Raw genomic sequence first — 20,585 nt, 5'->3', positions numbered from 1 at the left:
TTTGTACCACAATTAAGGCAAACGAGGTCTTAAACAAACAAATTACTGACCCATGGTGTAACTGGCAACACGTCTGATTTTGGTTCAGAAGAGTCTAGGTTCGAGCCCTAGTGGGTCAACAACTCGGTCCAAAGTTGATTTTTTCGACTTTGGACTTATTTTTTTTATAGGCTATCATACTGTTAATCTGATAGATAGCTCGAAAGAATTCGTTCACCGGAGCGATTCGATGTTGCTTACCGTCAAAGACGATATTTTCGGAGAAGATCGAACCAATTATCTTTCTTTTAATTCCCAAATCAGCAGTATCAATATTTCTGTTCTTGATATCCATAATATTTCGATTTAATGCTTAGAAATTAATTATGGTACATAATACAACTTGAGGGCAATCAAGACCAAGTGGCAACGGGATAATTGAGGGCAAAGCAGGAATACCTGTGTTTGTGCCGGAAACTCTTGGCCGCTTCAGCAGCCCGAAAGCTAAATTGTGACATGATTCATGATGGCTATAAAAAAATACCTTAACACTGAATAAAAGAACATAAAGAGCAACCATCAAACAAAAATTGGACTTTCGCTGTATGTTCTCGCTACCCCTTCCTTTTAGCTACCATATCACTTGGGAAAACATTCATTTTACTCCTAAGCAACTTACTCAAATAAGTAAAATCGAATTCATCTTACAGGAATTTTATTTATTTTTTATGATATTTTATAACTAAAATAAGCCTTATTTAATGATAGTTTTATTATAAATAAATTTAATTTTGCAAAACATGTAATTTTTCTAATCGATTTTTCGTCTAGTGATTGAAAATTCATTTTGGATTAAAATCCTTCTTAATTCCATATACGGTGAAAGGAAATGATCATTAGGTAATGGCTTAGCCCAAATTTAACAGACTACTTATTTTTCTGCCTGACTCCAGAAAGGAAAATAAGCTTGAAGACTTTTAGTATGGAAAGTTTAATAATATAAGATTTAGCAGGTCTAATGAAATACTGGTATTTGTAGTTAATGATTCATTATGAATGGGCAGATTTCTAAATGACAAGGAAGTGTAAAATTGGGGCAGAAAATCACTCACCGACAAATGGAATCAGAAATGTATTTATTATCTACCAAACTGATATGTATTATCCTCAGAATGTGGGACGAATAATTTTCTCGATGTAAACTAAACAAAACTATAAAAATGAATAATGTAAAATCTATAATTTCAACAATTGCCTGGGCTTTTCTAATGGTCATCGGAATAAGCGCCTGCTCCTCAAACCAAAAAGAAAATTCAGAAGAGGCATATATTGATGAAGACTATATCGAGGAGGATTATGATGAAGAGGATTATGGGGATTATGGGGATTATGAAGAGGAAGCTTATGGAAGCTACGAACTTACTTTTCGTGGTCAGCGCAATGAATGGCCTTCCGAGCAGGTTTATTTTTCACTACATCAACTTTCACTAGATAAGGATGGAATGTACAGTGTCGCCATTAGTATGAGCTTGGATGGTCCAGATACACAGTCAACAACTGCTGACTTCACTCTTTACACGGATCAGGATATAACATTGGATGAGGCCCCAAAAACCTTTAACCTGGTGCATATCGCATTATTTGCGGAAGACATGGATTGCTTGGACAATCCCGGTGGATGTAAAGGGGTCGGAACGGGATTGATTGGAGGAACAGAGCCAAAGGGAGGTCTTAATTCAGGTGCAGGTATGGACAATGACATTCATACAAAAAGCGGCACGCTGACAATTACAAAACTGTCCATCACCAAAGACGAAGACGGTATTATCGAAGGACTGGTATCAGGGCATTTTGAACTTAGTGGCATTAACACCAATGCTTCGAAGCCCAACCCTGGTGATGCTAGCGGTAAGTTTACCGATGCCCCGTTTTCAACCCTGAAATTGTAAACTGATTTTTAAAACACAGGCAATCAACCTAAAGCAATAATTACTCAAAATAAACGACAATCATGGATGCGAAATTTGAAGCTGGAATTAACATTGCAATAAAAATCCCAAAAAGCAAATATGAAAAGACGGTTACTTTTTACAGGGATATTCTGAAGCTGGAAGTGGAAGAAAAACCGATTAGCAACCCAACAGTATCAAAAACTCATGAGGTAAAATTTGGCAATAATACCATTTGGCTGGATTGCGTCGACAACTATACCCACTCAGAAACCTGGCTACAACTTACGGTTCCTGGCATAGAAGAAGCTACCGACTATTTGCAAGCAAATGGTGTGGAAACATGTGACGAACTTGAAGAACTCCCAAACAATATGCATTGGATTCAAGATCCCGCCGGAACCGTATTTAATTTACAGGAAAGGGATATCAATTAAAGAAGCTACACATATAAATCGAAGGGTTAGATTTCGGCTTATGTGTCTAAACTGCTCAAACTACCGTGAACAAGATTAGGCCAAATATTGTCCAGGTCTTGTTCACATAATACCGTCAATTCCCATTCATTTTCCATTCTTTTGCACTGATTCCGAAAGCTTTTTTGGTGCTACTTCTCGGTATGCTTTTCTTAATACTTCTGACAGCAATTCTTCACTAATTTCACACAGTTCAACTAATGTCCAACCTTGTTTTCCCCATTTACTGTCTACTTGACAAATACTTGAACTTAGTGAAGAAAAATCATCCTGATCAACTTTCGATAATTTTACCGTAACTCTATGATTCCTTTCATCATAAGTAGCGAATATCTTCTTCTTTATTCGAAATGATATTTTCTCAAAATGAGGCTCTAAAGTAACCTCAGGAAATGCCAAAGCTATTCTTTCTAAAGTTCCAAAATTTGCCATAGGCTCTACTCACAAAGATTATATTCATTGAAGCTCAAAAAATCAGTTTTCCAATAAAGTAATTACTGCTTTTTTTAGCCCATTTAAACTACTCATTTTTCTCGGCATCATTTTGCATTTTACCAATTAAACGTTTGACTTCCTTTGTCAAAGTCCTCTTTCCTGTTTTGAATTTAGTGAGCTTAACGGCGTTTTCATAATGCTCAATTGCCTTAAAAGTGTTTGATTGGGCATATAAATATCCCATTAATTCATGATACTGGTTGTACCCATATAATTTCAGTTTTTCCGCTTCCAAAAGCGCCTTCTCTTGTCCATAAACTTTAGAAAAACACCTTGATAAGCCAGTAAATTCTAGATTAACTTATCATCAATTCGCAGCAAAAAATCCTTCATCGTTGTTTTTATGTGATTTTCTATTGGCTGGTCTATAATACCAAGAGACAATTGTCAGGACTACAAGTAAAGTGGGACCAAAAAAAGTCACCATTTCATCCCCAACGGCTAAATGAGAAACTATTGCGCCCGTCATTACAAAGAAAAAACCTGCATAAGCCCATTCCTTTAAAAGTGGAAATTTAGGAGTTAGTATAGCTAAAACACCTAAAATTTTCCATATTCCTAGAATAGTCAACAAATAGGTAGGGTACCCCAATATATTCATAGTAGCTACTTCTTCCTTCATGTTTATTAACTGGACGATTCCGGTTGAAAGCATCCCTAATGATAGCCATACCGTGGCCACCCAATAGATAATTTTGTTTCTTTTTGTCATTGCTGTTTAATTTAATTTGGATAAAACTTCTTGGAGCCTGCCATGAGCCATATTTAAGCCATAGGCAAATGGCATTTTCAATTGTTCTGCTCGATGTTTCTCTGATTTGTAGATGATTTGGATAGTAAGTTGACTTTTGTTCTTGCCAATGCTTTCAAAATTCAAGAACTCCAATTGTACCCCAATGGACATATTCTCCATTTCAAAGGTTCTTACTATTTCTAGATTGGGCACAACTTTATGTATAGTGCCATTGGTTTTAAACACTACTTTTCCATCATGAATAGTTTCAAATTGGTAACTCCCATGATTGTTATTTTCCAGTTTTGTGACTTTAGTACCCATCCACTCTGCTACAAACTCCGCTTCTGTATAGGCTTTATAAAGTAAATCAACAGGAAGGTCAAATTCTCTTGTAATCGTTAATTCTTGCTTGCCCTCCAGGGCTATAATTTTGGTTTTTTGTTCCATCATCTACTATTTTTTTGATTGGTGTTTCTTCATTACAGCCTCCAGACTATTAAAACGATCATCCCACATTTTTCTAAAAGGTTCGATAAAATCAGCTATTTGCTTCATCCCCCTAGGGTTTAACTGATAGTATATTTCCCTCCCTTTCTGTTCATGTTCCAATAGCTCACATTCAGCAAGAATTTGAATATGCTTAGAAATGGTTTGCCTTGAATAGTCAAAGTTTTCAGCAATGGCATTTGGAGTTAATGCCTGTAGAGCAACCAAAGAAATGATTGCTCTTCTTGTAGGGTCAGCTATGGCCTGGAATACGTCTCTTCTAAGTTTCATTATGCAGTTACTTAACTGCTAATATATGCGCAACTATTTAGTTGCGCAAGTTTATTTAAAAAAATCAATATTTAAGCCACTTAAATTTGGGGGAATATAATCACGACTTGACTTCCCTGATTATTCTAAAACATCACATTTTTATGATCCTCAGAGTAAAAATTCACATTTCCCAAATTCAACTATACAATTTTATTGGCCATTATTGAGTAGATACAAAGGATATTTATCTGAATGCCCCAAATCATGTCATCGCAAACAATAAAACGGGACTCAAAATACTTAAGGGATACCAACGAGCATTGGACAAACAAGGTGTGAATTGATTTAAAATATACAGAAATACAAATCCTAATGGTTTAAAGTAATCATTCATACAGTTCATAAAAAAACAATGCAAAAGTGGACAGTTATTTCCCGTCTTTGCTCTTTGAGTAATCAGTTGTTTCTTTTTTGGGGGACAGCATAGAACATCTCTTAAACCGCTCTAGGGATTTTACAACCAATAAAGTAGTATCAATGATGGGTACAAACACATTGACAAGCTTGTTTTTAATAGCCCTTCTAAAAAATTTAATTGCTGATTCATATTGTTCAGCCTGCCAATAAACAAATCCGATTTCATTGTTATATCTGGTTTTAAAGACCCGACTGTCAAAAGATGATTTAATGGTGAGTGTATAATCCTTGATTAAATTTATTTTTTGTTCAAATTGTTCAGCACCAAAATCACTGGCCAATTTGAGCAAGATTTCTTTAGGTAAAAACTCTCTCTTGAATTGTTCTTTCATTTTTATTTCAAATGGCAGTTAACGAGCCTATTAACATTGCACATCTATCTCTTTTAAAACTAAACAATCCCCAAAGCATATAAAATACCCCCACAATTCATTGCGAGCCTGTTGTCCTGCCAGCTTAGCTGCAGGACCGCCTGTAGTTGAGTCTCCGGCTCAGCCACTTTCATCCATCTTCCAGCGCAATCCTCATCTTCAAAAGTCAATATTACCCCATTCCTATTTGCTTTCTTAGAGAACTCCGCGCCCTCTGTGTTTCATATCCTTCCATCTCAAGACGCAATACTCCTGACTATAACCCCTCCTGCGGTTTTCCTTCCCCCTAATACCTTTCTATCATATACCTAGAGGGCACCCTGCCTACTGGTAAATTATTTCTTGGAAATATTCTATATTCTAATAACCTAGCTGCAACTATAAAATCCGGAAATGGGTATTACAAATACCCATGATATTAGGGTGAAGAAACTTTCTTTACCTAGTCGGGGATCAATGGAGGCATTAAGCTCGGTCTATAATAAGGGAATTGATTATATGAACAATGGGGCTGTCATTGTGCAATTGACAGCCCCGTTTTTTTCAATGCTCATGGAATCAAAGTAGCATCATTTTGTCCATTTCTTTTTAATCTGCACAATAGGAACAGTCAGGTTCTCCGACCAACATCCCTCTCTCGTCCAAACTGTATTTACAACATTCCCTGAACCGCTGCTTTATAATACCTTTCGCCCTTCTGACCCTGGCTTTCAAATTGGCCAGGGATATCCCTAAGCGAACCGCTGCCTCTTGTTGTTTCATCCCGTCCAAGTACACCTTTTCTATGCATACCCTATAATTTTCAGGCAGTTCTTCTATAAACCTGTCAAAACAGCAGAATTTATTGGATGGACTTTGGGGAATTGAAAGGTTCATCATATATTCTTCCGATAGAAATGTACGTTCCCTAAAATGGTCCATAGTCCCATTTCTTGCAATTTGAAAAATCCAGGACTTGATCTTCACAGGCTCTTTTACCTGATCAATATGGGCATGGATTTTTAAAATGGTATTCTGGAAAATGTCATTGGCGATATCCTTGTTCTTTACCTTTTTCAGGATAAAAAAATAGAGTTGCTCGCCAAATCTATCAACTATTGCACGGGATGTTTTTTCCATGGTAAAATAAGTTAAGACAAAGCCAAAGGCCTTATCACTTAGGATTGACAACAACTACATTTTTGACAATCGCATTTTTCACAAGGGCAATTGCTCTCCAAACAATTGACACAGTTACATTTTTGGCAATCGCAATTGGTGCATTTACAAGTATCCATAATCTTCTTAATTTTTGTTTCATAAGGTAGACGCCAAGAGCTCAAAAAGGATACTATTTAATTTAAAAAAAATTGGAATACTTTGAAAATATTGATAATCTAGTTACTTCCTGTTCACGTTGAAATAAACCTTTTCGAAATACCACCAAATAAAACCGGACATCTCCAAGACATTCCCATGACTTCTCCCTTTTAGTACAGCCAGGTCCGAAGATTATAATTCGTTCACCAAAATGGGAATTACAAATCCTCAAAATAAAAGGGTAAAGTGTCAAACTTCATCCATTCACCCAGCCGGGGTATAAAAGTCTCGCCCCCTGTTTATATCGTCTTTCGACAACTCACCATAGGATATCAATACTTGTTCTAAGACCTCTTTCATTCAATTAAAGATTGTATACATCCCTTAGTGTAACCATCGGTTTCAGCATTAAAGCTAACGTTTTTCGGTTAATCCTTGGTCCTAACAATTCCGAGTGGATTCTAGTCTGCCCTGAGCGGAGATGTATTAGGGACACCTGCCTTCAGATCAACAATTTCTTTAGCTCATTTATGGAGTTAATAAGACAAAAATCAAGGCAATAATGGCAGGCAAACCTTGCTTAAAAAATATACTTTTACTAGCTGTAGCTGCCCCATAAATGGCAGCGATAATTACGCAGCTAAGAAAAAATAAAGCAATATTTTTTGCCCACAAACCATTTTCGATAAGCAATGCCCAAACTAATCCAGCTGACAAAAAACCATTGTAAAGGCCTTGATTGGCAGCTAATATTTTGGTTGGTTTAAATAATTCTGGTGGAATGGATCTAAAAGTAGCTTTTCCTTTAGTTTCCCATGCAAACATTTCAATATATAAAATATATAAATGCTCAATGGCAACCAAGGCTATTAGTATTTTGCTAATTATTATCATATACTCTCCTCATCAATATCCTGTAATATTACAAACCTCAACTCATTATTTCATTTAAGCTTACCTTACCAATATAATGGATTCATTTGGGTTTTAAGCTCATTAAATTTCGGAAGGCATCAAACAGCAAAAATACCCAAGCTGAAAAACAGTTAATCCTTTGCTTATCCCAAGGGTATTAACATGTCAAACTTCTCTTTGCCCCTTCCTGTAAAAAGGATGAAAAGAACACATATTCGTCAAACTGGCCTTAACAAACCTACCCTTCTTTTTGTATATTGATTACTGAAATCAAATAGCTGTAACTATGAATCTACACATTTTATGGTCTATATTATTTTTCATTCCCATGTTCGCAGTTGCCCAACCTGATAATTACCATCGTTCATTTGTTGAGAATTTTGAGGATGCTGATTTTAATTACTTTAGTTACGGTTCTACCGGCACCAAAGCCAGTTTCAAATATGAGGTAGGTGTGAACTCTCCATCAGAGCCGGGCACTAAAATTCTTTCCTTTAAAATAAATCCAGAGGATAAGGCAGGTGCTGGACGTGGACCTGAAATTATCTCAAAAGACTTTACACATTTTGGTACTTATTCAGCGCGGTTAAAAGTTCCAAAAGTGAGAAATATTCAGCCGAATGTCGGAGCAGTCGTAGGATATTTCACCTACCATAAAGACAGTTTGGCCGGACTTAGTGAAATAGACTTTGAATGGCTCCTTGCTGACCCTACTGTAATTTATATAGGTACTTGGACAGGAGGACAATCCGGTGAATTAAAACGAATTGGCAGAACCATCAATCTTTCCAAAGGAATAATCTATGAAACGACTTTTAGAAAGGGTCATGCAGGTACACGTGAGCCTTTAACCGGTAAACAAAACCAGCCCGAAACCATTATGGCCATACCGAAATTTGATGCCTCATCTACATTTTACACCTACGGTTTTGATTGGTTTGAAGATCGAATCAGATGGTGGATCATTCATCCCGACAGCGGTAAAAAGGTAATATTGTGGGATTATCAGGGATCCAATAGGGGCATACCACAAAACCGAACGCAGTACCGAATGAATTTTTGGCATACCGCCGATTGGCCAGTTGAAACGAATCCACTATCTATTGAAAAACCCTTGCACCCTTATGAATTGGAGGTAGACTGGATGTCTTATGATCCTTTTAATAGTAAATTGAAGTAAATAAAACCAACTTCATGGGAACCTGTGTACTTAGTCCAAATGCATTTAATGGCTAAGTTCACGTCAACATAATCCTGATTCTATCCCTCTTAGCTATTGCATGGGTGACCTCATGGGCAGTGGGTAGAACCTCTCCGATAAGTGAATTAATTTTTGGGCGCACGTAAATACATTGTACCAATGATCTTATCATACCATTATCTTTCAGCCTTTTCAAGGCTTTACGGACAGTTACTCCTGATCCATATTACCTGAAATCCTCAGGAAACAATATGGTACCCTTAGGCTTTGATTTAATGGATTTTTCAATGGTTCTTTCGGTATTTAACATGCTTACAGAAACTTTACTCTGCCCAAAAGCATCAAATCCTCTAAGATTTTATCCAAAAGTAAACGTATCCTTATCGCGGCATGGGACAGGCATTGGAGCATCCATAGGAGGGACGAGCATAAAGAAAACAGTCAGTGAACGAGCAACCAGCCTGCAGGGCAGGCACTCTCGTTAAAGAGGTCGATCCCTCCCCCCAAAGAGCTTCTCCCAATAATCTGTCGGGCTGTATTCCAGAATTCCTTCTCATTAAGAATACTTTCCTCCCCCCATCTGTAGATTGACCTTCCAATGAATTTTGCTTCAATATCCATAACCATTCTAATATCGTCAGTATGATATGGATAGGTCCTATTTCCTTCTGGACGGTATGGAACCAGAAAAAAGGCCATGGTAATTGCTTTGCTTAAATAATTATCCAATACCTCCCTTGAAATACCATCGTTATCAAAGTAATAACCCTTATGGTTCGTAGTTTGACAAAGTCCAATTCCTTGGAGGGAAATTGAAATAACAAAAATAATACATAAATGATTTCTATATTTCTTCATAACAAGTTGTGTAATGGAATGAAGGAGAAAAACCAGCCGATTTAAGGCTGGCCTTTTCAAACTTTAACAAACCCAATACAATAAGGAATTACCCAGACAAACAGTTTGTTTTTCCACATTTTGAAAGGTAAAAATCCTTGATAAGGAAATTTATTCAAATACTATCCCCTCAGTCTGTTCTACCATCCTGATCCTTTTATTTTTTCCATAGTAAAGTTTATCTACACAGATAGACCTTAACCAGTCATGGTCAGATAAGGAGCTATTATGGTAAAAAGCATACCACTGCCCTTTAAATTCCACAATAGATCCATGGTTGGTATAACTATCTGTTGGCTCCATATATACACCTTGGTGCTCCCAAGGCCCCAGCGGACTATTACTCGTAGCATACCTCATTCGGTTATGTAGTTCTCCATCATCATGATTATCAGAATAGGACAAGTAGTACACGCCATCTTTTTTATGCACCCAAGTAGCCTCATGAAAATCCACCAACCCTTCCATGTTTAACATTTCCCCTTCTATTTCCATCATATTCTCTTTCATCTTTCCTCCTTTACAGACGCCACCACCCCCATAGTAAAAATAGGCTTGTCCATCATCATCGATAAAGACACTGGGATCAATCATTGAATCCAATCCTTCAATATACCCTTGGACCTCAAACCCATTTGCTGGCTCACTGCTTGTTGCCACCCCTATCTTCCATGTATTATTCCAATCATCACCACTGGGATGTGGGAAATAGAAATAATAAGTTCCATCTTTAAATGCACAATCAGGGGCCCACATAAAACCTCCTTCACTTCTTCCCCAACTTACATCCTTTGAACTTAGAATTTCTCCATGGTCCACCCAGTTTATCATATCATCAGTAGAAAAGACATGGTATTGATCCATCAGATCACAACCTCTTGGAGGAGCAATATCATGACTGGCATAGACATACAAACGCCCATCTTCCCATACATGTGCAGAAGGATCCGCAGTATATATTTCTGTTATAAAAGGGTTTTTGCCTTGCCCATGCAGCCATGCAGGAAAAGTCGACAACAATGTTATCAACACATATAATTTTTTAGACAATTGGTTCATTATTATTTTGATTTCTATCATTTAAGGATTTTTTAATGGCATTTGGAAATCCAGTTCCCTTTCACCCCTCAGTATTTTGGCTGCCTCACCTGTCAAAAACAAATAATGGTCTGAGGGTCGTCCATCTAAATCAACAAATTTGGAAACCTTTCCAACTGGAGGATTATCAGACACTTTAAAAATGGCCGTTCCTTCATTTACTTCATCAAACATAGCCACATACAACATTCCGACACCTGCATTGAGTACGGTAGAAATTTGTTGCCAATAAAACTTCCCCCCTTGTCTAGGTATGGACCCAACAGGTTTGATATCATTAGGAAATTCAAATCGGCTTAGATTGTGCCAGCTAAACCCAGGATACACACTAGGTACATAATCAATTCCATATTTCTCACACCAGTTCAAATCACCCAATATCAGGTCCCTATATCGATCCATATCATTATGGAGCAATGGAGAGAACCGCTGTACCATCCATGGTAGGACAATATCCACTTTCTTGATGAGCTCATGAAGATAGGGATCGGAAATACAGTCTGCCTCGAGGGTTCTCCAAAATGTAGGTACTCCAAGCATGATGCTACACCCACCATATTCAGGATCATTCTTTAAAAAATCAATAAATCGTGCGATACCAATATTTCGGATACCGTAAGGCCTGTCAGGAAAACCCAAGCCCCAAATAGCTACCAAGGGTTTTCCATTATGAAAAAGATAAGTCTGCTTCCCTTTCTGAGAAGTAACCTTCAAGGAATCAACCAAAAACTTCCAATCTTCGATCAATGCAGAGCAATCTTCCCCTGATCCTCTCAATCCAGAAAGATCATACATAACAGCAATTGCCCTTTCATTAGCAGAAGCAGCTTCCAGCGCATTTTGCAGAATGGTATTGGGTATTTCCGCATTGGAAGATTCTCTGGCGGTATTAAAAAAACGCTGCATAAACACACCATCGACCCCATATTCTTTCATCCATCTAAAGTGAAGATCAGTAGTGCTTTTATCTGCGGAATTGAAAAAACGTGCGATACTACCGTCATGATGTCTCAATCCTGTAGGATAAGTTTCCTCATATTCAGAAACCTCTGGCCACATATCAATTCGTATTTTGGCATCATCAGGATACATTACACCATCTTCAGGCACCTTGAACCACCCCTGATATCCAGCCATTACCAATCCCGAATAACTCTTAAAAACAGTCTCATCTCCATGTTTGGATTGCCCTTGTACCCCATTGGTAGTGACTAAAACATGTATTATAAAACACAAGGCGCCCTTAAGGGCCCTCTGTAAATTCTCCCTCCGTTTCATATCTATTTTCCGTTTTCTATGGTTTTATTGAAAAGGTTTTCTTCCTTATCTACACAGGCCACTGCTTGCAAAAATGCTTTAGGATTCTCCATGGTGATGGGCTGGTCAGATCTATAATTTCTCATTCGGCAACCTATCAAGGATACCGTCAGTTTTTCTCTACCTCTAATCAACATGTAATCTTCTGACTTCCCCAGGTTGGTAAGTGCACCATTATCTCCAGAAAAAGCCTCTACATTGGTAATAGCTGCATGGCCTCGGCCTTCTATGATAAAAGGATGGGTGTCCTCTATTGTTGAACCGGCATTGGCTATAATGGAACCTTGAGCGATCATCCAGTTCCTATTTTTTGTATTGGCTCCTTTTTTATGGATACCAACAGCCACACAATCCAAATTAAAATTAGTTAGCTGGCCATAACTCTCCTCGCCAAGTAAAATCCCTCCATAGGTAGCAAAGGTAAATACGTCCATCAATTGTGCATTGTCCGTATGATTTACCGCATAGGCAAATGTCCCTCTATCGACCACAGAGTCTATAACTTTTTTAGAGTATTGATTCCCGATTTGACGCATGATGGACGGATTAACATGACAATGCAAAAAACGTGGGATATCATAACAATAGTCAATTCTAATAAACTCTCCGCTTAAGGGATATCCATAGCAATGCTCTATCAAGATCAATTCACAAGGGTTTTCACCGCTGGAATTAAAATCCATAGCAATAAATTCCCCATAAAAAGTTAGATTGGTCAAGGTTACCCCTTCCGTTTTGGAGGTTTTACTGACTTGGATGGTTGGAGGATATTCAATAACCTTGGAAGGATCTTCCAATTCTTGTTCAGCATACCAAAATTGCACCCCTCGTATTTGAGTGGCAGATTCAACAGTAATGAACGGATTATTCCGTCCAGTGATTTTAAAAACGCTCCCTACGGGTGATTTTTTTGAAGGATGGCTTGTGCCTCGGGGTGTTGGCCCATGAACACCGATCAAAGACACATTTCGCTTCAGAACTATTCCATCTAGTATCGGATAGGGCTTTTCGGCTGGTTCTATATACAAAGCTGCGCCAGATTTCTCTGCCCAATTTATTGCCAATTGTAAGTTTTTTGTATTCTCTTCCGGACTGTTTTCTGGAATCACATTAAATTCTTGAATACTCCGCTGCCAGTTATCCGCAAATCCAGTTTTTCCCAAGGTCAGGACAAAGAGGATAACTAAAACAAGTCCTTTGGATATAATGTTCTTATTGTTCATTTCATTCAAAGCTAGGGGAGCACCTGCCGACATAATTGACGACAGGTATACTCTCGATTATATAAATAAGTTTATCTCGATGGTTGGTTGGGCCCGTATCCAGCCGAACCGTGGAACCATTTTGCTGCTTCACCAGCCAACCATAAATAATGGTCTGTCTGCAATTCCGGATCTATTCCAATGAATCTACCATCACCATTGGAAGGAGTATCTCCTTCATGGCTAACCTTGAAAATTGCTGTACCTTCATCGATTTCATCAAACATAGCAAGATAAAGCGAAGATGCTCCTGACATTTTTGCCCCAGCGACCTGCTTCCAGAGGAAATCGCCCTTATGCCGTGGGATAGCATTATAGGGATTTCCAGCATACATATTCCCCCAACTGAATCCGGGAAATGCCAATGGTATGTAATCCACATTGTTGGACTTACACCATTGAATATCTCCAACAAGCGTTTCTCCTGCAACGGAAGTGTAATTCTCTGAGCTATATCTTCCCACTGCCCATGGCATGATCACATCACAGTCCTTAATCAGGTCATGCAGCTTGGAATCATTTACGGTGTCATCTCCCAACGTCCGCCAACGATAAGGAACACCTAGCATTACAGAATACTTATTTTCATAACCCTTAAGGGATTCCAGCATAATCTTGGCATCATCGATACCATATGGGCGGTTATCATTGAATCCGACTCCCCATACAGCTACCAAGGGCTTTCCATTATGTCTCAAATAAGTTGGGTTCGTTTTATTATCAAACAAGTCAAACTTGCTTTGCAATTCCGTGAAATCCTCCTCAACAAATTCTCTGACTTCCTTGGCTGTTGCCCCACTTAGATCATACATAATACATATGGCACGGTCGTATTTTTTCGCTGCCTTTAACGCATGCCCTAGAACTGTGTCAAAATGTCTTTTGCCTTTTTCATTGGAAGGCCGTACTTCGGCCACAAACCTTTGCATGTAGACCCCATCAATACCATATTCTTTCATCCACTTAAAATGTAGGTCTATGGTACTTTCGTCAAAAGAACTGAACAAAAAGGCCGGTGATCCATCTGCATAAATAAATGGACTTTCGTATTTATCGGGATAATCCGTCATATCTGGCCACATATCTATGGTGGAACAACCTGGCATAAAACCACATTGATTTTGATAATGGTACCATCCTCGTTCCGAGGCATCACCTTCTGCTCCAAACCAACCTTGATATCCAGCCATCACCAAACCATCCACCGAAGTGTATAGCAAACCCGTTTCATCATATTCCTTTTCCTTAGGGGGGGCTGGGGCCGGAGAGCCTGGCTCAGGAGATTCTTCTGCTGAGCATCCCAAGACAAGAGAATGAAGCATAAGAAGTACAATAGTCGTTATAACCGAACAAAATCTCATAGTTCCACCTCCTGTGCACTGGCGTAATTAAACTTGGCTTCCGCGGCATCAACCAACCCTCCAACCCGAACAAAATGACGATCATCTGGGTCAACTAGGCTACTATTTGCTTCCAAATCTATTTCGAGGGTAATGGATTCACTTTCTTCTACTGCTCGTCCGAGAGTCAATTCGGCAGAAAGGGAATGTATGGGTTCTCCTACTGTTGGCTCAGTATGCAGGTAAAGTCCCACCTTACTTACATTGTTGATTACATTCTGTTCCACATTGAAGGTGGCTATTATTTTTCTATCAGTAACCCGTATGTCCAAGTTTTTTATTCTTAGGTAAGGCAACACCTCAAAGTCCTGTACCGTACCTGCTGATATATAAATATCCATTGGTTCAACAGGAACAAAATTCCCCCGAACTGGTTGTACAGTATAGGTATTTTCGAAAAGCATTGAATTTTCATATGAGCCATCATTTTTTACCACAAGATATTGATGGGCAACAGGATCATAACCATGTTCGGTCAATTGTATCACGGTACCCCTAACAATATCCTGCTCGACCAACTCTCCAGTTTCCGCATCGATAAACCTACCTGAAATGCCAGCTGTAGGCCCTTCATAATTGTCCAGTTCACAGGAATAACAACCCCATATGATCAGGAAAAGCATATATAATGATCTCTTTTTCATAATTTAATCTTCTTTTTCGCTAAACAAATTTTAGTATTGAGGGTTTTGAACCAGTCCATTTCCACTAATTCCTGGAATAGGCCGGTAGTAAAACTTTGGATCAAAATTCCTTTGTTCCAAATTTGGAGTATAGGTCCTGACAAAAATGTATTGAGGGTTATCCATTCGGAGATCTAGAAGGGGCAATAGTGAATGAATCCTACGGTTATTGAAAGTTTCTTCATATTCCCTTCTTCGGATTAAATCCCAATAGCGTTTATTTTCAAAAGCAAGCTCAACCCTTCTTTCCCTAATTAAATTCTCAATTGTAAGGGGAACCTCCACCGTATGCCCTGCCCTCTTACGGATATCGTTTAATCCCTTTGCTGCCAATTCCATATTTCCGAGCCCACTTTCCAAAACTGCTTCAGCGTAATTCAGCAATACTTCGGCGTATCTCATGTCCATAAAATCAGTAGTGCTTTGGTTCCATCCTGGAGTTACTGGAACATTTTGGTTTAGAAATTTTTTGAAAGAAAAACCTGTTCTTGTATTATTTCCACCAAACCCATCAAACCCAGAATATTGAGTGGTACTGGGGGCACCATAAGTATAATACATCTGGCCATTTACCTCAATTTGATCTTTGGTCCTGATCACAGCACTACCATCGGGCTTAACATATCCTGCTTGAATAATAATTTCCTTATCCTTCCATTCGCTGAGAGGAGCCACAACAGAAGCATGAAAGCGAGCATCTCTATTTGCGACCAGCTCATTAGGATCAGAAAAGTGAAGATAACTTATTGATGGACTGTACCCATTATAATCATCCACTATACCATCCGCCCGAGTAACCAGCGGCTGGATCTTTCCCGGGTTATCGTAGGTCTCATAAATATCTATTAGATCCAATGTAGGGTTCATCCTTCCCGGATGAGGCCATCCATTTGCAAGCTGTGCTGGTTGGAACCAAATATCATAGTTATGTCCTCTATCTGCCCCTGGTAAAGCATATCCTTTGATAAAGATGGCTTCGTCTGGTGAAATATTCGGGTCTTGGAACATCAAACGGATATTTTCTGCTGCTTCTTCCGGGCTAGAAGGATCTGGCCTAAATAATCCGTGTGGACTGTTGAGGATAATTTCTTCTGCGGCATCAATCACGATTTGATAATAGGTGTTTGCCTGATTTGATTGAATCCCAATTAACTGTTGCTCGGCAGCATCCCCAGAAAATGGTGCCTTATCCCCAAATTTTGCAATCGATGCAGCATGAAGTGCCGCCCTGGACTGCAAAGCCAATGCTGCCCATTTGGTAGCTCTTCTTTCTCCACCGGGCCACCCTTCAGGTAGATTATCAGCTGCAGTAGCCAATTCACTCATAATAAAATCCCATGTATCCTTTTCAGTAGACCTTGGAACTTTTAAGGTTTCAATATTTCCATCATAAGACTGACTCTCTGCTATAATAGAGACACCTCCATACCTTTTGGCCAGACCAAAGTAGGCATAGCCTCGAATAAAAGATGCCTCACCCAATAGCATAGCCCTATCTTCCTCTGTCACATCAAGTGAAGGGATATAGTCAAAAAGCAGGTTTACATCCCTAACTAATGAATAGGCAGGTTCCCACCAGCCAAAGTCCTCATTTCGCATAAAATCCCCGAACTCAGAATGAACTGCTTCATCAGTAAGCATTGCAGCAACAAAACCTCCATTATTGGGATCTCCGCTATTAATATTGAATCCATTTCTGAAGAAAGTAAAATCTTCGGTTGGTAGCTGGGCATACAAATTGGCCATATATAGCCTCACACCCTCAGGATCACTAAAGAGGTCTTCTCCTTGAATTCTGTCCAGGGGTTCCAGGTCCAATACATTATTACAGTTGGTAAACCCTACCAGATAAAACAAAATTGTTGATATATAAATTAACTTTTTCATATTTTCCTTGATTTAGAAGCTAGCATTTAGACCGAAGTTGAAACTTCTTTGCAATGGATAGGTAAAACCAGTATTGAAGAGCCCTTCCAGTTTTTCTGGATCAAATGGCTTAACGAAAGGATCGGTAATGGTAAAAATATTATGTGCATTACCATAAACTCGAAGTCGGTCAAATCCGATTTTGGTCAGGAGATTCCCAGAAAGGGTATACCCAACTTCTGCACTCTTGAATCGGACATAAGATGCATCTCTTCTCCATTTTTCACTTTCAGCATAGAGCATTCCCACGTTTTCTACCAGTCTGGATGAAGGCCATTTTCCTGGTACCCATTCACTATCTGAATTATAGGGATCTTCTTTATGCCATCGGTCAAAAAAGTAGGCGGGGGTATTACTTCCTTTGAAGGCCAGTATTTCTGCATATACTTCTTGAAATCTGACAGAGTATTTGGCAGCTCCCTGAAAAAGTAAGCTGAAATCAAAATTCTTGTATTTCCCATCCAACGTCAAACCAAAAAACATTTTGGGTGTACCATTCCAGAATATTGGCAACATGTCATCGCCATTAATCACACCATCATTATTGGCATCTTTATATCGAAAGTCTCCAGGGAGTTCCCTTGAATTACCCAAATCTCCATTTTGTATGGGAGCATAGATGATTTGTTCTTCATTCTGAAATTGACCAAGATAATCATAGCCCCAGACCACATCATTATATCTGTCCAAATTTCCTCCACGCCATCTATCCATACTATTAAGGAAGGGGCCTCGCTCCACATAAATGTTTTTGGTCCTTGCATAGTTGAAATTACCTGAGATCCCATAATTAAATCCCCCAGTCTGGTTTCGATATGAAAGCATCATATCCAACCCTCTAACTTGGTCACTATTAAGATTTTCTTCAGGTAATGAACCTCCAAAGGTATTGGGCAATGATTGGTTTCTAACAGCAAGTAATCCTTCTCGGTTTCTTTGGTAAACGTCAAATTCCAAATTAAATCTTCCATTCCAAAGGCCAAGGTTGACTCCTATATCCAATAGTTTGGAAGTAAACCAGGTCAGATTTTCATTTACAATTCCTGGTGAAACCGCCCCAACGGTATACGAATTGTTTTCAAACTCATATCCACGTCCTCCAGATGTAGAAAAGCCTGCTACATATTGGAAAGGGGCTCCAGCATCCTCACCTACCATCCCATATGAGGCACGGAGTTTCAGGTCAGAAATCCACCTTATTTGTTGCATGAAAGGCTCATCTGCCAAACGCCAGCCCAAGGATCCCACAGGAAAGAATCCCCAGCGGCTATTAGGATGATATCGATAAGAACCATCCTCCCTAAAGGCAAACTCTACCAAATACTTACCCTTATAATCATAGTTGAATTTACCTACATAAGAAATCCTACCTGTTTTATCCTCTAATCCTTGGGCTTGTTGGTTATTAAGTCCGGCAAAATTGATTTGATCATTAGTATAGAAATCATAATACCTGAGCGCTGACATCCATCTAGACCAAGTCTGCTGCTGCTCATAGACCATTGTTCCGCTCAAATGATGGTCTCCAATTATGCGCTCATATGATATCTGTCCCTGAAGTGTCAGCCTATTGAAATCAGATGCCCTATTGGAGATATTTGCATTTCCCGAGCGCTGTGTTTGAGACAAGTATTGTCCTTCACCAGCATCAAACTCAAACAATCGATAGCTTTTAAATAAGTTTTTATTATTATTTTGAATAAAATCATAAGCTATATTACCCTGTAAAGTCAAGCCTTCAACAAAGGGAGCTTTATATTCCAACCCTACCAAAGATTGGATGTTCTTATCTGTAGTTTCATTGTATCCTGTAAGGTCCCTATCTGATAAAGCTACGGGATTCTGTCCTGAACTAACTATTCCTGGATATGCTGAATTGTTATTTGCATAAGGACTTTCAATCGGCAGAGTAGTTCGAGTTCCCTTGAAAATATTAAAAAAGTTTTCCCCAGGCTGGCTTTGCGCATCTACCCTGCCTGCCACGAAAACCTTTGCTTCAAGATTATCTGTCAATTTGGCTGTTACGTTGGATCTAAGGGTATATCTTTCATATTTAATGTCATTTGTCTTCAGCAGTCCACCCTGATTAAAATAACCTCCGCTTATGAAATACCGAGTTTTATCACTCCCTCCACTTGCAGACAGGTTATGTTGGTACTGAAAGGCATTTTTTTTCATCGTTTCATTGTACCAATCAGTACTTTCATATCCTGACACACCATTAATGTAATTTTGTAGAATCTCCTCAGAATAAAAAGGGGTTCCAGTCCCTAGTAATGCAGCATCATTTCTCATTTGTGCCCACTCGCTCGCACTCGACATTCGGGGAACATCAGTTGGGCTTTGAACTCCTACAGTACCATTATAATTAAATTTAGCCTTTCCCTCATTTCCCTTTTTTGTAGTTACTATAATAACACCATTGGCCGCCCGTACACCATAAATTGCAGCTGATGCATCTTTTAGGACTGATATTGATTCTATATCTTCTGAATTTAACCGCTGAAATTCACTAGATCCATCTCTAGGTATTCCATCAATAACATAAAGTGGTGCACCACCAAACCCACGAATATTAATGGATGTATTAAATTCTCCAGGCTGTCCTGAGTTTTGCCTGATCTGTAACCCCGGGATTTTCCCTTGAAGTTTTTGTGCTAAACTTGCATTTGTAGTAGTTTCGATTTTTTCAGAATCTATCTGGCTTACCGCACTTGTAAGCGACTCCTTTTTCTGTGTTCCATACCCTACAACTACCACTTCCTCCAATCCTGCAACATCTGTTTCCAAGGAAACATTAATTATGGACCTTCCTGCTACAGGAATACTTTGTTTGACAAATCCAACAAAGCTGAATTCTAAGGTTGGGTCATCCTCAACTATTAAAATTGAGTAAATACCATCAATATCCGTAACAGTTCCGGTAGAAGTTCCCTTTAGCAAAATGGACACTCCCGGAATGGGTTCTTGGTTCTCATCGGTCACTTTTCCCGTGACTTGTTTACTATTTTGCGCAATGGCAGCATAGGAAAGTCCTATCAATAACAGAACAATAAAGCAAGCCCTGCTACTAAACCGCCCTCGCGAATAATACTTGTTAATAGGTCTATTGTTTCTCATATTTATTAGGTTAAGAATAGATAAATTGTTTTTGTTTATTTTCACCGACGTTTTGGCCAGTCATTTCGAAATTTTAGGTTGACTGTAAACGAACCCTTTTGTCCTATACAAATGAGATCAGTTTCAACCATCATTTTTTAATAATGGATACAGTCTTATTGCTGATGGAGATTTAAATCACTCCAATTCCTCGTTTATCGAATAAATAAATGGGCTGTAGATTCT

21 protein-coding genes, 1 tRNA gene and 1 pseudogene are annotated in these 20,585 nt (G+C 38.8%); 4 read left to right on the top strand and 19 right to left on the bottom strand.

The window, feature by feature from the left end:
- The first annotated feature begins 46 nt into the window (after window positions 1-46).
- Window positions 47-119: transfer RNA gene (locus tag KMW37_RS11215), tRNA-Gln, on the top strand.
- On the opposite strand, the gene KMW37_RS11210 is transcribed toward KMW37_RS11215, so the two are convergent.
- On the bottom strand, window positions 116-334 hold the full coding sequence (locus tag KMW37_RS11210; protein ID WP_215224713.1) for a hypothetical protein: 219 nt from the start codon (window positions 332-334) through the stop codon (window positions 116-118). The two genes, KMW37_RS11215 and KMW37_RS11210, sit on opposite strands and share 4 nt — an antisense overlap.
- An 865-nt stretch (window positions 335-1,199) precedes the next feature.
- On the opposite strand from KMW37_RS11210, the gene KMW37_RS11205 reads away from it, so the two are divergent.
- Together KMW37_RS11205 and KMW37_RS11200 are read left to right on the top strand one after the other, a co-directional pair.
- Window positions 1,200-1,928, top strand: coding sequence for a hypothetical protein (locus KMW37_RS11205; RefSeq protein WP_215224712.1), 729 nt, complete (start codon window positions 1,200-1,202; stop codon window positions 1,926-1,928).
- A 62-nt stretch (window positions 1,929-1,990) separates the two neighbouring features.
- Window positions 1,991-2,365 carry a VOC family protein gene (locus tag KMW37_RS11200; RefSeq protein WP_215224711.1) on the top strand — a complete coding sequence of 125 codons (375 nt, stop codon included), beginning with the start codon at window positions 1,991-1,993 and terminating at the stop codon, window positions 2,363-2,365.
- A 126-nt stretch (window positions 2,366-2,491) separates the two neighbouring features.
- Here KMW37_RS11200 and KMW37_RS11195 read toward each other — a convergent pair whose 3' ends face one another.
- The 9 genes from KMW37_RS11195 to KMW37_RS11155 form a co-directional block, all read right to left on the bottom strand.
- Complete coding sequence (locus KMW37_RS11195; protein WP_215224710.1) at window positions 2,492-2,836, bottom strand: MmcQ/YjbR family DNA-binding protein; 345 nt, start codon at window positions 2,834-2,836, stop codon at window positions 2,492-2,494.
- 88 nt (window positions 2,837-2,924) lie between these two features.
- The gene (locus KMW37_RS11190) at window positions 2,925-3,134 is read right to left on the bottom strand and encodes a hypothetical protein (protein ID WP_215224709.1); all 210 of its coding nucleotides are present in this window, start codon (window positions 3,132-3,134) and stop codon (window positions 2,925-2,927) included.
- A gap of 72 nt (window positions 3,135-3,206) precedes the next feature.
- Window positions 3,207-3,611, bottom strand: a complete 405-nt coding sequence (locus KMW37_RS11185; RefSeq protein ID WP_215224708.1) for a DoxX family protein — start codon at window positions 3,609-3,611, stop codon at window positions 3,207-3,209.
- A gap of 6 nt (window positions 3,612-3,617) precedes the next feature.
- The gene (locus KMW37_RS11180; protein ID WP_215224855.1) at window positions 3,618-4,082 is read right to left on the bottom strand and encodes an SRPBCC domain-containing protein; all 465 of its coding nucleotides are present in this window, start codon (window positions 4,080-4,082) and stop codon (window positions 3,618-3,620) included.
- A 6-nt stretch (window positions 4,083-4,088) separates the two neighbouring features.
- Window positions 4,089-4,412 carry an ArsR/SmtB family transcription factor gene (locus tag KMW37_RS11175; protein WP_215224707.1) on the bottom strand — a complete coding sequence of 108 codons (324 nt, stop codon included), beginning with the start codon at window positions 4,410-4,412 and terminating at the stop codon, window positions 4,089-4,091.
- A gap of 410 nt (window positions 4,413-4,822) precedes the next feature.
- Window positions 4,823-5,203: a tetratricopeptide repeat protein gene (locus tag KMW37_RS11170; protein ID WP_215224706.1), complete on the bottom strand. Its 381-nt coding sequence runs from the start codon at window positions 5,201-5,203 to the stop codon at window positions 4,823-4,825.
- 627 nt (window positions 5,204-5,830) lie between these two features.
- Window positions 5,831-6,361: a sigma-70 family RNA polymerase sigma factor gene (locus KMW37_RS11165; RefSeq protein ID WP_215224705.1), complete on the bottom strand. Its 531-nt coding sequence runs from the start codon at window positions 6,359-6,361 to the stop codon at window positions 5,831-5,833.
- Window positions 6,362-6,395: 34 nt separating this feature from the next.
- Entirely contained in the window at window positions 6,396-6,542 is a 147-nt protein-coding gene (locus tag KMW37_RS11160; protein WP_215224704.1) for a hypothetical protein, read from the bottom strand.
- Between the two features lie 527 nt (window positions 6,543-7,069).
- Window positions 7,070-7,435, bottom strand: a complete 366-nt coding sequence (locus KMW37_RS11155) for a DUF1304 domain-containing protein (protein WP_215224703.1) — start codon at window positions 7,433-7,435, stop codon at window positions 7,070-7,072.
- 307 nt (window positions 7,436-7,742) lie between these two features.
- Between KMW37_RS11155 and KMW37_RS11150 the strand changes: the two genes are divergently transcribed.
- Complete coding sequence (locus KMW37_RS11150; RefSeq protein ID WP_215224702.1) at window positions 7,743-8,636, top strand: glycoside hydrolase family 16 protein; 894 nt, start codon at window positions 7,743-7,745, stop codon at window positions 8,634-8,636.
- A gap of 58 nt (window positions 8,637-8,694) precedes the next feature.
- On the opposite strand, the pseudogene KMW37_RS22655 reads toward KMW37_RS11150, so the two are convergent.
- The 9 genes and pseudogenes from KMW37_RS22655 to KMW37_RS11110 all read right to left on the bottom strand — a co-directional run.
- Window positions 8,695-8,871: pseudogene (locus tag KMW37_RS22655) on the bottom strand (DUF6088 family protein); the annotation flags it as partial.
- A 227-nt stretch (window positions 8,872-9,098) separates the two neighbouring features.
- Window positions 9,099-9,515, bottom strand: coding sequence for a hypothetical protein (locus KMW37_RS11145; RefSeq protein ID WP_215224701.1), 417 nt, complete (start codon window positions 9,513-9,515; stop codon window positions 9,099-9,101).
- 150 nt (window positions 9,516-9,665) lie between these two features.
- Complete coding sequence (locus tag KMW37_RS11140) at window positions 9,666-10,634, bottom strand: family 43 glycosylhydrolase (protein WP_215224700.1); 969 nt, start codon at window positions 10,632-10,634, stop codon at window positions 9,666-9,668.
- A complete protein-coding gene (locus tag KMW37_RS11135; protein WP_215224699.1) occupies window positions 10,635-11,930 on the bottom strand; it encodes a glycoside hydrolase family 71/99-like protein in 1,296 nt (431 codons plus the stop codon).
- Window positions 11,931-11,932: 2 nt separating this feature from the next.
- Complete coding sequence (locus KMW37_RS11130) at window positions 11,933-13,192, bottom strand: hypothetical protein (protein ID WP_215224698.1); 1,260 nt, start codon at window positions 13,190-13,192, stop codon at window positions 11,933-11,935.
- Window positions 13,193-13,263: 71 nt separating this feature from the next.
- The gene (locus KMW37_RS11125) at window positions 13,264-14,553 is read right to left on the bottom strand and encodes a glycoside hydrolase family 71/99-like protein (protein WP_246581447.1); all 1,290 of its coding nucleotides are present in this window, start codon (window positions 14,551-14,553) and stop codon (window positions 13,264-13,266) included.
- Window positions 14,554-14,588: 35 nt separating this feature from the next.
- Entirely contained in the window at window positions 14,589-15,275 is a 687-nt protein-coding gene (locus tag KMW37_RS11120) for a DUF3823 domain-containing protein (RefSeq protein WP_215224697.1), read from the bottom strand.
- A 30-nt stretch (window positions 15,276-15,305) separates the two neighbouring features.
- Window positions 15,306-17,201: a RagB/SusD family nutrient uptake outer membrane protein gene (locus KMW37_RS11115; protein ID WP_215224696.1), complete on the bottom strand. Its 1,896-nt coding sequence runs from the start codon at window positions 17,199-17,201 to the stop codon at window positions 15,306-15,308.
- Between the two features lie 12 nt (window positions 17,202-17,213).
- The gene (locus tag KMW37_RS11110; RefSeq protein WP_215224695.1) at window positions 17,214-20,360 is read right to left on the bottom strand and encodes a SusC/RagA family TonB-linked outer membrane protein; all 3,147 of its coding nucleotides are present in this window, start codon (window positions 20,358-20,360) and stop codon (window positions 17,214-17,216) included.
- Window positions 20,361-20,585 lie beyond the last annotated feature (225 nt).

The sequence above is a fragment of the Echinicola shivajiensis genome, assembly GCF_018642165.1.
Taxonomy (GTDB): Bacteria; Bacteroidota; Bacteroidia; order Cytophagales; family Cyclobacteriaceae; genus Echinicola; species Echinicola shivajiensis.
This window is presented reverse-complemented; position numbering and strand designations above follow the sequence as displayed.

Coding starts and splice junctions, on each gene's coding strand:
- KMW37_RS11195 (WP_215224710.1), bottom strand. CDS start 2,836: ATGGCAAATTTTGGAACTTTAGAAAGAATAGCTTTGGCATTTCCTGAG.
- KMW37_RS11125 (WP_246581447.1), bottom strand. CDS start 14,553: ATGCTTCATTCTCTTGTCTTGGGATGCTCAGCAGAAGAATCTCCTGAG.
- KMW37_RS11150 (WP_215224702.1), top strand. CDS start 7,743: ATGAATCTACACATTTTATGGTCTATATTATTTTTCATTCCCATGTTC.
- KMW37_RS11165 (WP_215224705.1), bottom strand. CDS start 6,361: ATGGAAAAAACATCCCGTGCAATAGTTGATAGATTTGGCGAGCAACTC.
- KMW37_RS11120 (WP_215224697.1), bottom strand. CDS start 15,275: ATGAAAAAGAGATCATTATATATGCTTTTCCTGATCATATGGGGTTGT.
- KMW37_RS11145 (WP_215224701.1), bottom strand. CDS start 9,515: ATGAAGAAATATAGAAATCATTTATGTATTATTTTTGTTATTTCAATT.
- KMW37_RS11155 (WP_215224703.1), bottom strand. CDS start 7,435: ATGATAATAATTAGCAAAATACTAATAGCCTTGGTTGCCATTGAGCAT.
- KMW37_RS11180 (WP_215224855.1), bottom strand. CDS start 4,082: ATGGAACAAAAAACCAAAATTATAGCCCTGGAGGGCAAGCAAGAATTA.
- KMW37_RS11140 (WP_215224700.1), bottom strand. CDS start 10,634: ATGATAGAAATCAAAATAATAATGAACCAATTGTCTAAAAAATTATAT.
- KMW37_RS11185 (WP_215224708.1), bottom strand. CDS start 3,611: ATGACAAAAAGAAACAAAATTATCTATTGGGTGGCCACGGTATGGCTA.
- KMW37_RS11170 (WP_215224706.1), bottom strand. CDS start 5,203: ATGAAAGAACAATTCAAGAGAGAGTTTTTACCTAAAGAAATCTTGCTC.
- KMW37_RS11130 (WP_215224698.1), bottom strand. CDS start 13,192: ATGAACAATAAGAACATTATATCCAAAGGACTTGTTTTAGTTATCCTC.
- KMW37_RS11115 (WP_215224696.1), bottom strand. CDS start 17,201: ATGAAAAAGTTAATTTATATATCAACAATTTTGTTTTATCTGGTAGGG.
- KMW37_RS11200 (WP_215224711.1), top strand. CDS start 1,991: ATGGATGCGAAATTTGAAGCTGGAATTAACATTGCAATAAAAATCCCA.
- KMW37_RS11135 (WP_215224699.1), bottom strand. CDS start 11,930: ATGAAACGGAGGGAGAATTTACAGAGGGCCCTTAAGGGCGCCTTGTGT.
- KMW37_RS11175 (WP_215224707.1), bottom strand. CDS start 4,412: ATGAAACTTAGAAGAGACGTATTCCAGGCCATAGCTGACCCTACAAGA.
- KMW37_RS11160 (WP_215224704.1), bottom strand. CDS start 6,542: ATGAAACAAAAATTAAGAAGATTATGGATACTTGTAAATGCACCAATT.
- KMW37_RS11110 (WP_215224695.1), bottom strand. CDS start 20,360: ATGAGAAACAATAGACCTATTAACAAGTATTATTCGCGAGGGCGGTTT.
- KMW37_RS11210 (WP_215224713.1), bottom strand. CDS start 334: ATGGATATCAAGAACAGAAATATTGATACTGCTGATTTGGGAATTAAA.
- KMW37_RS11205 (WP_215224712.1), top strand. CDS start 1,200: ATGAATAATGTAAAATCTATAATTTCAACAATTGCCTGGGCTTTTCTA.